Origin of the sequence: Streptomyces sp. NPDC007088 (assembly GCF_042869355.1) — a bacterium.
GTDB lineage: Bacteria > Actinomycetota > Actinomycetes > Streptomycetales > Streptomycetaceae > Streptomyces.
The window spans coordinates 519,761-528,941 of the sequence record NZ_JBIAFO010000003.1 but is presented as its reverse complement, the minus strand read 5'-3'; the positions used below and the strand labels follow the sequence as shown (position 1 = coordinate 528,941).

Here is a 9,181-nt window from a genome sequence, read left to right as displayed (position 1 = left end):
GACTGCCCAGCGGCGCCCTCGTCACCCGCACCACCTCGTACAACCAGCCGAAGGGGGAGACCGCCCCCACCGTCGTCACCCGCGTCGCCCGGGTGACCGGCGCGTCGCGCGCCACGGCCGTGCCCCCGCAGCGACAGCCACGGCCGCAGCGGGAGGTCCGGTTCCCACCGCGCCCGCAACCGGAACCGGAACCGGAGCCGGAACCACGGCCCCGCGAGGACGCGTACGAGGACGCGTACGAGGACCGGCACGAACCCACGCCACCGGCACCCGTCGCACCCGCTGCCTCTGCACCGGTCGTACCGGTCACACCGGCCGTACCGGTCGCACCGGGTTCCGGCGTCGGGGCCGGGGCCGGGGCCGAGTCCTCGTCGCCCCTCTCCCTCGTGCACGCGCGAGCGGTCCGCATCCTGGTCTCCCTGCGCCACGCCGACCCCCGGCTCCTCCTCTCCGAAACAGAAGTCGCCCGCCTCACCCCGGCCGTCACCCAATGGCTACTCCGCGAAGCAGGCCCCGAAGCCATCCGCACCGCCCTCACCACCAACCTCCCCGAACCCATGCACCGCCCCGCCGCCGTCCTCACCCACCGCCTCCGCACCGGACTCCCACCCCTCCCCCATCCACACCCCCGACCCACCCCGCACACCACACCCCCACTCACACCCCTCCGCACCACCGGCTGGACCAACAGCTGCGACACCTGCGAACGCGCCCTCCCCAACAACGCCCCCCAATGCCGGGACTGCGCGAGGGCGGGCACGTCCTGACCCGGTGGGCCGCCGTTCGGTTCGTAGCGGCCGACGGTGCCGGTCCGGCCGGCCGTCGCGCGGACGGCGAGCGGGAGGACACGGCGGCGCTCCCGTGCGGCCGGTGGCCCGGCCACCGCGGTGGATGCACGACAGCCCGCCGCAACGGACGTACGACAGCGCCGAGCCCCGCCCGGCGCGTAGGCCGGACGGGGCTCGGTGCTGTATTCAGTCCCTCCGAGGGGCCCGTCGGACGGGTGTCAGAGGGCCCTGTCGGAGGTGTGTGTCCGAGGGGTTTAGAAGTAGTGCTTCCGCCCGCCGACCGCGCGGCCGGTCGCGCCGAGAATCCACAGGACGGCACCGACCACGAGCAGCACCCCGCCGATCGTCGTGAGCAGCGGAATACCGACCAGCAGGCCGATGATGAGCAGAATGACGCCAAGAATAAGCATGACAGTTACGACCTTCACGTCTCTTAGGTGCGTACGGACTCTTTAACGCCGAACCCGCACCACCCTGTTCTCCACGCTGGACAACTTGGATCAAGGTGCAGTCCGGCCGCCCCGGCTGGGCGGCGGCTGTTGGATCACGGCTTCACAACCGCCGTGTGCCCCGGTCCCGCCCACCCATGCACGCACTTGTCAGCTACCTGTCATCAACTTGGCGTGGACCTGTCGCCGGGCCCCGCCTCGCGCGTCGGCGCGGGCGTGTCTCAGCGCGGCTCGATGTCCCCGGAACGGGAGGGGACGGCGTCCAGGGCGGCGAGTGTCGCCGCGTCCAGCTCGACCGATCCCGCCGCGACGTTCGCCTCCAGGTGCCCGGCGTCCGCGGTGCCCGGGATGAGGAGGACGTTCGGGGCGTGGTGCAGCAGCCAGGCCAGCCCGGTCTGCGCCGGGCTGACGCCGAGCGACTTGGCGGCGGCGAGCACGGCGGGCTCGTCGGTCACCTTGGGCAGGCCGGGGAAGGCGCTGCCGAGCGGGAAGTACGGCACCCAGGCGATGTTCTCGCTCACGCACAGGGCGAGCAGGTCCTCGTCCTCGCGCGACACGAGGCTGTAGGCGTTCTGCACGCAGGCGATGCCCGCCGGGAGCGCCCGGCGCAGGACGTCCAGGCTCACGCTGCTGAGCCCGATCGCGCCGATCTTGCCCTCGTCGCGCAAGGCGGTCATCACGGCGAGCTGGTCATCGAGGGGCACCAGCTGGTCGCCCTCGGCCTTCAGGCCGGGCCCGGAGTCGGGGCGCCGCAGGTTGACCAGCGGAATCTGTTCGAGGCCGAGGCTGCGGAGGTTGTCCTCGACGCTCGCCCGCAGCTCCTCGGGCTTCTGGGCGAAGCGCAGCGGGACCGGACCGGGGTCGGGGGTGGCGCCCACCTTGCTGACGACGGTGACGCCGTCCTCGGGGCGGATCGCCTCACGGATCAGGTCGTTGGCCAGGCCGTTCCCGTAGAACTGGGCGGTGTCGATGTGGTCGACGCCGAGTTCGACGGCGCGGCGCAGGATCGCGAGCGCCGTGGCACGGTCCTCGCCCAGACGCGGCAGCTGCATCGCGCCGAAGCCGACGCGGGAGACGGTGCGGCCCGCGAGCGCGAACGCGCCTCCGGGGCGCGGGACGCCGGTGGCCGTGGTGGACGCGGAGGAGGGGGAGGCTGGGGAGGAGGACGGGGTCTTGGACGTCATGAGCGTGTGCCCTCGTGAGACGATAGGAGAAACGGAGGTACCTCCGTTCTTTCGACACTAGCACTACCGGAGGGACCTCCGTTTTGACTGGGCCCACCTCGACGCCGCCCGGAGTCCCACCCGGGCGGCCCAGCGCCGACGGCGTCCGGACCGGCGCGAGCGCCGATTCCGGCACGGCTGCTTCCGGCGCCGCTGCTTCCGCCACGACTCCTTCCGGCGCGGCGGGCGGTCGTCCCGCGCGCGCGGACGCCCGGCGCAACCGCGAGAAGCTGCTGACGGCCGCGCGGGCCGTCTTCACCGCCGCCGAGGGCACCGTCCCGCTCGAAGCGGTGGCCCGGGAGGCGGGCGTCGGCATCGGCACGCTCTACCGCCACTTCCCCACCCGCGAGGCGCTCGTCGAGGCCGTCTACGGCGCCGAACTCGACGAGGTCACCGGCAGCGCCCCCGCCCTGCTCGCCGAACTGCCGCCGGAGGCCGCGCTCCGGGCGTGGATGGACCGGTACGCGGCCTTCGTCGCGACCAAACGCGGGATGGCCGACACGCTGCGCGCCGGGATGGCCTCGGGCAGCATCGCCACCCCCGCCACGCGGGAGCGCCTGACCGCCGCGCTCGCGGCGATCCTCGCGGCCGGGGCGCGTACGGGCTCGCTGCGCGCGGACGTCGAGCCCGAGGACGTCACCACGATGCTCCTGGGCGTGTTCCTGTCCACGGCCAACGCCGGTACGCCGGAGCGGACGGGGCGGCTGCTCGGCCTCCTCGCCGACGCGCTGCACACGGGGGCGGCGGGGAGGTAGGGCGCCGGAGCGGCCGGTCCCGGGCGGCTCCGGCCCGGGACCGGCCGCTCCGGCCCGGGACCGGCCGCACGGGGTGGCTCGAACCGGTGGCCGGGGGCTCGCACGGGTGGGCCGGGGGCTCGCACAGGTGGCCCAGGTGGCTCGTACCGGCGCGTTGGCGGCTCCCTCGCGGCCGTTCCGCCGCGCGGCCTCGGCGCGGTTCCGCCGGGGCCGCGGTCCTTCCGTCAGTCCTCGCGCGTGCCGCCGCGCATCAGCAGGTGGCCCCGCCGGAACCGTTCGCCCTCGCCCGGCTCGCGCAGCATCCGGCCGATCTCGGTGAAGCCCGCCGCGCCGGCCAGCCCGGCGATCCCGTCGACGGGCCACCGGTACGCCGTCGTCACCTTGTGGTCGAAGGCCGACACCGGGCCGCCCTCCGACTCGAAGAAGCCGAGCAGGAGGTGGCCGCCGGGGGCCAGTACGCGCCGGAACTCCGCGAAGTACGCGGGCAGTTCCTCCGGCGGGGTGTGGATGAGCGAGTACCAGGAGACGATGCCGCTCAGCGCGGCGCCGGGCAGGTCCAGCGCGTCCATGGAACCCAGCTCGAAACGCAGGCCGGGGTAGGCGGCGCGGGCGAGTGTGATCATCGCCGGGGAGAGGTCGACGCCGAAGACGTCCAGCCCGAGTGCGCGCAGGTGCGCGGTCCCCGGCCCGGGGCCGCAGCCGAGGTCCGCCACCGGTCCCGGGCCGGAGGCCCGTACCAGTTCGGCGAAGGCGGAGAGCATCGCGCGGTCCAGGGGGAGTCCGGCGAGCGAGTCGCGGGACAACTCGGCGTACAGGTCGGCGACGGCGTCGTAGGCGTCCGCCGTCCCGCCCGGGTACGCGGCGGGTCCGGCCGTGGCGGACGGCGCGGTGGGGGTCCCGGTAGAGGTTTCGGTGGGGGTCCCGGTAGAGGTTTCGGTGGGGGTTTCGGCGGTGGTTCCGGCGCTCTCGGCCGCGCGCTCCGGAAGGGTCCGGGAGGCGGTCTCCGCGGTGCGGGAAGGTTCGGTCATGAGTGAGGAGGGTAGGGCCTGTCCGCACCCCCTCGGCCACCCGCGCGCGCACCGGCGTGGACGGGGCGGCGGAGGCGGTGCCCGGGGTCGTCCGGCTGCGTCAGCCGGGGCCCCGCGCGTCCAGGTCCTGCCCGATCTCCCGGGCGACGTGCGCGAAGGAACGATTGCGCGGCCCGTTGCCGGACCTGAGCCAGGTGGCGGCCCACTGGATGGGCGGCGCGTCGCTGAAGGGCACGTAGACGAGGTCGGGGCGCTGGTAGAAGCGGGTCACCTGCGCTCCGACGATGACGCCCGCGCCACTCGCCCCGGCCTGGAGCAGCGCCTCCTGGAAGGTCACGGCCCTCGGGCCCGGCGGTACGGGGCGGCCCGAGGGGGTGCGCTCCGGCATGCGGTCGGAGGGCCAGTCGTCCGGCAGCGCGCCCGCGAGGCGCACCAGCGGGATGTCCGCCAGGTCCTCCGTCGTCACACTCGGCCGGGCGGCGAGCGGATGCCCCACCGGTACGGCCAGCATGCGCGGTTCGGAGACGAGGACCGGGCCGACGACGATGTCCGGCCGGCTGAGCGGCAGGCTCAGCACGAGCACGTCGACGGACCCGTCCCGCAGCCGGTCGAGGGCCTCACCGATCTGGACCTCCCTGACCTCCGCCAGCCCGCCGGGCACCCGCTGGGGGTACACGGCGGCCGTCCGGTGGACGACCTGGCCCGCGAGCACGCCGACGAAGCCGACCCTGAGCGCGTCCCGCGCGCCGCGCACGGTGTCGGCCGCGCGTGCCAGACCCGCCCTGATCTGCTCGTACGCCGGGTGCAGGTCCTCGTACAGCTGCTGCCCCAGCGGGGTGAGCCGGACGCTGCGGTTGGTGCGTTCGAAGAGCGGGCCACCGATCCGGCTTTCCAGCCGCCTGACGACCTGGCTGACCCGGCCGGTCGTCACAGCCAGCCGTTCGGCGGTCCGGCCGAAGTGCAACTCCCCGGCCAGGGTGAGGAATGCCTCCAGTTCCACGCGTTCCAGCACGACCGGGCACCTCCACGTTGAGCAGGATTAAACACGGGTTGCAGTATGACCGCTTGTTCGAACACCGCCGCCCGGACAGCATGGTCAGCGGCAAGGGAGACGGCGCCACCGCCCCGGGACCCCCCCGACACGTGCGCCGCCTCCCCGGGCCCGCACCGCCCTGCCGGCCATTCGGGGGACGGCAGGGCGGTGCGATCCGGCGCTGACGGGGCGAGGACGCGTCGGGCCCTCCTCGGCCCGCGCCTTCCCCGGCACCCCCGGGCACACCCCCGGCCCCGCGCCTGCCCCCGCGACGCCGTGGGCGCGAACACCGTGACGACCGGCCCGGAACCGCGCCCTTACGTCTTTCTGTGTGCTGGCCTGCCGGGCCGGCGAGAAGGCCGGGACCGCCTCACCCGTCCGCGGCGGGGTTCCCCGGGCGCCTTGTCAGGTGGGTCCGGGCCGAGCGGCGCAGGGTGCTCAGGAGACGGCCCCGGTCCTCGGCGCGGGTCGCGAGGACCACGTGGCTCGGATCGACGTCCAGGAGGGGGATCGCGACGAGGTCGGGGCGCAGCGCTCCGGGGCGCTGGCTCGCCGTGACGATCACCGCCTCACCGGCCGCGACGCTCTCGAACTTGTCCTCGAAGTTGCTGATGTACGGACCGTCCGGCGGCCGGCTGCCGTCCGGGCGGGGGTCCAGGCGCCAGAAGGCGCTCCACGCCGGGTCGACGCCGCGCATACGGGGGATCGGTTCCCCCGCGAAGTCGTCGAGGCGGACGGAGTCCCGGCCGGCCAGCCGGTGTTCGCGCGAGACGACCAGGACGCGCGGCTCGTCGTACAGGACCGTGACCTGCAACTGGTCGGTGCGCAGCGGGAGCCGGGTCATGACCGCGTCCGCCCGGTGCTCCAGCAGGGCGGCCCGCGCGTCGTGCCAGGCCAGGCTCACGGTGCGCACCTCGGCGTCGGGGTGCCTGCGCCGCACCTCGCGTACCGCCGGAGTGACGATGAGGCCCGCGGTGTAGCCGACGACGAGCCGGGCGGGCCTGGCCGCCGCCCGCGCCTGCCCCATGGCCTGCGCCGCCGTGCGCAGCAGGGTCTTCGCGCGGGGCAGGAAGACCTCTCCCGCGTCCGTGAGCCGGGTGCCGCGCGGGGTGCGGTCCAGGAGGCGGGCGCCTACCTGCTCCTCCAGCCGGCGGATCTGCCGGCTCAGCGAGGGCTGCGTGATGTGCAGTTCCCCGGCCGCGCGGCCGAAGTGCAGGTGGCCGGCGACGACGACGAAGTAGCGGACCAGCCGCAGGTCGATGTCCGGGCGCACGGTGGCCGGGAGCACCGGCCCCCGCGGGGCGCCCGCGTCCCGGTCCGGCTCCTCGCCCAGGCCCCGGACCGCCTCCTCGTCCTCCGCCACGTCTCCCCCTCGGAAAGCCGCCGGGTCCCCGGGATCGCCGTGCGGGTCCCTGGGGTCGCCGTGCGGGCCCGCGAGGTCGCCGTGCGGGCCCGCGAGGTCTCGCGTGCCTGAGGGGTCTCGCGTACCTAAGGGGGCTGCCGGTTCCTCCGGGGGGGTCGCGCCTGTCATGCTTCGAGTGTAGGACGCTCCCGGAGTGTGTGCCCGGAGAAGAACCCTTCTGAGCTGCGGTGATGCCTTGTACGCAACGCTCCATGCGGAACAGGTCTTGGACAGCGGTACGGCGGGTTCTTAGCGTGGACGTATCGAAACCGTCGCTCGCTCCACCCCCGCCGGACTCCCACGGCCCGGGGAGGGCGCGGGCGGCTCAGCGTCCGGACAAGGGATTGCACCATGCGCGTATTCGTCACCGGAGCGACCGGATTCATCGGTTCCGCCGTCGTCCGCGAACTCCTCCAGTCGGGACACGAGGTCCTCGGTCTCGCCCGCTCCGACTCCTCCGCGGCCGCCCTGGAGGCGACCGGGGCCCAGGCCCACCGCGGCGACCTGGAGGATCTCGACAGCCTGAGCGCCGGGGCCGCCGCCTCGGACGGCGTCATCCACCTCGCCTTCGACCACGCGTTCACCGACTTCGCCGGGGCCGCGGGCAAGGACCTGCGCGCCGTCGGGGCGCTGGCGGGCGCGCTCGAAGGCTCCGGCAGGCCGCTCGTGATCACCTCGGGCACGCTGCTGCTCGCCGGGATCGCGCCGGGCCGGACCGGGACCGAGGAGATCGTGGCCCCGCCCGGGACCGAGATCCCCCGGCTGGCCTCGGAGGCCGCCGCCCTGGAATGGGCCGGGCGCGGGGTGCGTACGAGCGTCGTACGGCTGTCCCCCTCCGTGCACGGTGACGGGGACAAGGGTTTCCTGCCCGTCCTCATCAACACGGCGCGAGAGAAGGGGGTGGCCGCTTACGTGGGCGAGGGCGACAACCGCTGGCCCGGCGTCCACCGGCTCGACGCGGCCCGGCTGTTCCGTCTCGCGGTGGAGTCCGCGCCGGCCGGATCGGTGCTGCACGGAGCGGGCGAGGAGGGCGTGCCGATGCGCGAGATCATGGGCGCCGTCGGCCACGGGCTGAACCTGCCGGTCCGGAGCGTCACCGCCGAGGAGGCCAAGGAGGGCGGGTACTTCTCCTTCCTCACCGACTTCGTCCAGCTCGACAACCCGACCTCCAGCGCCCTCACCCGGAAGCTGCTCGACTGGCACCCCGAGGGGCCCACCCTTCTCCAGGACCTCGCGGACGGCCGCTACTTCGACCACCTCGACGCCTGAGACCGAGACCGGGCGGAAGCCGGCCGGACCCCGGGCCACCGGGGGCCTCGGAACAGCGGGGCCTCGGGACAGCCGGGGGCAGGGGGCCGCGGGACCCCGGGGGCAGGCGGGTCTCCTGGGGTCGCCTGCCCCCAGGGTCCCGCGGCCCCGGGAGACCCGTTCGCACTGCCGTCCGGCCGCCCCGGCCGCCCGTTGACAACTACTGCTTGTTCCTCAACAGTTACTCTTTGTGGACCTTGATCTGACGCTGGTGCGGTCCTTCGTGGCCACCGCCGAGGAACTGCATTTCGGCCGGGCGGCCGAGCGGTTGTCGGTGAGCCAGCAGGCGGTGTCCCAGCGGGTACGGCGCCTGGAAGCCGCCCTGGGGGTGGCCCTGTTCCTGCGCGGCGGGCGGGGCGCCGAACTCACCGAGGAGGGGCGGCGGTTCCTCGCGCCCGCGCGGCAGGCGCTCGACGCGGCGCGGGCCGCCGTCGCCTCGGTACGGCCGCTCCAGCCACCGGCCCCGCTCCGGGTGGACGTGGTCGACGGGCGGCTCGCTCCGCTGCGGTTCGTGCGGCGGCTCACCGAGGAGTGCCCGGGGCTGCCGGTCCATCTGGGCATGCGACAGACCCTCGCCGCCGCGCTCCCGGCCCTCGTGCGCGGGGAGATCGACGCGGCCTTCGGCCGGGTCCACGACGTCCGGCCCTGGCCCGCCGAGGCCCTCCACCACCTCGTCCGCCTCGAACCCCTGCACGCCCTCGTCCTGCCGGACCACCCCTGGGCCGGGCGGGCGTACCTGCGCGTCGGGGAACTGCGGGAGGGCGGGGTGTGGTTGCCGCACTACGGACAGGCCTCGGAGTGGGAGCAGTACGTGCGCCGTCTCGCGGAGGGCTTCGCCCTGCCGCTGACCCGCTGCGGCCCCGCGTTCAGCGAGGAGCACGTCCTGCACCTCATGCGCGAGCACCCCGCACAGGTCACCCTCGCGGGGGCCGACGTCGACTACGCGCACGGGGCGGCGCTGCGCTCCGTCCCACTGATCAGCCCGGCCCCGCTCTACCCGTGGTCGCTCGTACGGCACCGGGACCGGCCGCATCCGGCGGTGGAGCTGCTGACCCGGCTCGCCGAACGGTCCGCCCCCACACTCCTGCGCTACGACGCGGACACCCACTGGCTGCCGGACGCCGATCGCACACTGCTCGAACATCCCCCGCGGGCGGCGCGGCTCGCCCACTGAACCGGCCATCGTGCGCCGGGC

General features: G+C 74.7%; 8 protein-coding genes and 1 pseudogene. 4 read left to right on the top strand and 5 right to left on the bottom strand.

Translation table 11 applies throughout. The features are described 5' to 3' along the window. Nucleotides 1–767 (top strand): annotated as a pseudogene (locus tag ACFYMP_RS07990) (hypothetical protein); the annotation flags it as partial. Between the two features lie 275 nt (nt 768–1,042). Here the strand turns inward: ACFYMP_RS07990 and ACFYMP_RS07985 are convergent. Further along, nucleotides 1,043–1,198: a hypothetical protein gene (locus tag ACFYMP_RS07985; protein ID WP_363144620.1), complete on the bottom strand. Its 156-nt coding sequence runs from the start codon at nt 1,196–1,198 to the stop codon at nt 1,043–1,045. Between the two features lie 260 nt (nt 1,199–1,458). Next, nucleotides 1,459–2,421: an aldo/keto reductase gene (locus ACFYMP_RS07980; protein ID WP_388852232.1), complete on the bottom strand. Its 963-nt coding sequence runs from the start codon at nt 2,419–2,421 to the stop codon at nt 1,459–1,461. An 83-nt stretch (nt 2,422–2,504) separates the two neighbouring features. Between ACFYMP_RS07980 and ACFYMP_RS07975 the strand changes: the two genes are divergently transcribed. Then, entirely contained in the window at nt 2,505–3,215 is a 711-nt protein-coding gene (locus ACFYMP_RS07975) for a TetR/AcrR family transcriptional regulator (RefSeq protein WP_388852229.1), read from the top strand. A 224-nt stretch (nt 3,216–3,439) separates the two neighbouring features. On the opposite strand, the gene ACFYMP_RS07970 is transcribed toward ACFYMP_RS07975, so the two are convergent. From ACFYMP_RS07970 to ACFYMP_RS07960, 3 genes are all read right to left on the bottom strand, one after another. Continuing rightward, nucleotides 3,440–4,243 (bottom strand): methyltransferase domain-containing protein, encoded by an 804-nt coding sequence (locus ACFYMP_RS07970; RefSeq protein WP_388852226.1) that lies wholly within the window; start codon nt 4,241–4,243, stop codon nt 3,440–3,442. 100 nt (nt 4,244–4,343) lie between these two features. Beyond that, the gene (locus ACFYMP_RS07965) at nt 4,344–5,255 is read right to left on the bottom strand and encodes a LysR family transcriptional regulator (RefSeq protein ID WP_388852223.1); all 912 of its coding nucleotides are present in this window, start codon (nt 5,253–5,255) and stop codon (nt 4,344–4,346) included. Between the two features lie 391 nt (nt 5,256–5,646). Further along, nucleotides 5,647–6,564 carry a LysR family transcriptional regulator gene (locus ACFYMP_RS07960; protein ID WP_388852326.1) on the bottom strand — a complete coding sequence of 306 codons (918 nt, stop codon included), beginning with the start codon at nt 6,562–6,564 and terminating at the stop codon, nt 5,647–5,649. A 465-nt stretch (nt 6,565–7,029) separates the two neighbouring features. On the opposite strand from ACFYMP_RS07960, the gene ACFYMP_RS07955 reads away from it, so the two are divergent. Together ACFYMP_RS07955 and ACFYMP_RS07950 are read left to right on the top strand one after the other, a co-directional pair. Then, nucleotides 7,030–7,947 (top strand): SDR family oxidoreductase, encoded by a 918-nt coding sequence (locus tag ACFYMP_RS07955; RefSeq protein ID WP_388852220.1) that lies wholly within the window; start codon nt 7,030–7,032, stop codon nt 7,945–7,947. A gap of 229 nt (nt 7,948–8,176) precedes the next feature. Continuing rightward, on the top strand, nt 8,177–9,160 hold the full coding sequence (locus ACFYMP_RS07950) for a LysR family transcriptional regulator (protein ID WP_388852217.1): 984 nt from the start codon (nt 8,177–8,179) through the stop codon (nt 9,158–9,160). The last annotated feature ends 21 nt before the right edge of the window (nt 9,161–9,181 follow it).

Bases quoted from the DNA above. Each gene is read 5' to 3' on its own strand.
- ACFYMP_RS07985 (WP_363144620.1), bottom strand. From the start codon at position 1,198: ATGCTTATTCTTGGCGTCATTCTGCTCATCATCGGCCTGCTGGTCGGT.
- ACFYMP_RS07980 (WP_388852232.1), bottom strand. From the start codon at position 2,421: ATGACGTCCAAGACCCCGTCCTCCTCCCCAGCCTCCCCCTCCTCCGCG.
- ACFYMP_RS07970 (WP_388852226.1), bottom strand. From the start codon at position 4,243: ATGACCGAACCTTCCCGCACCGCGGAGACCGCCTCCCGGACCCTTCCG.
- ACFYMP_RS07955 (WP_388852220.1), top strand. From the start codon at position 7,030: ATGCGCGTATTCGTCACCGGAGCGACCGGATTCATCGGTTCCGCCGTC.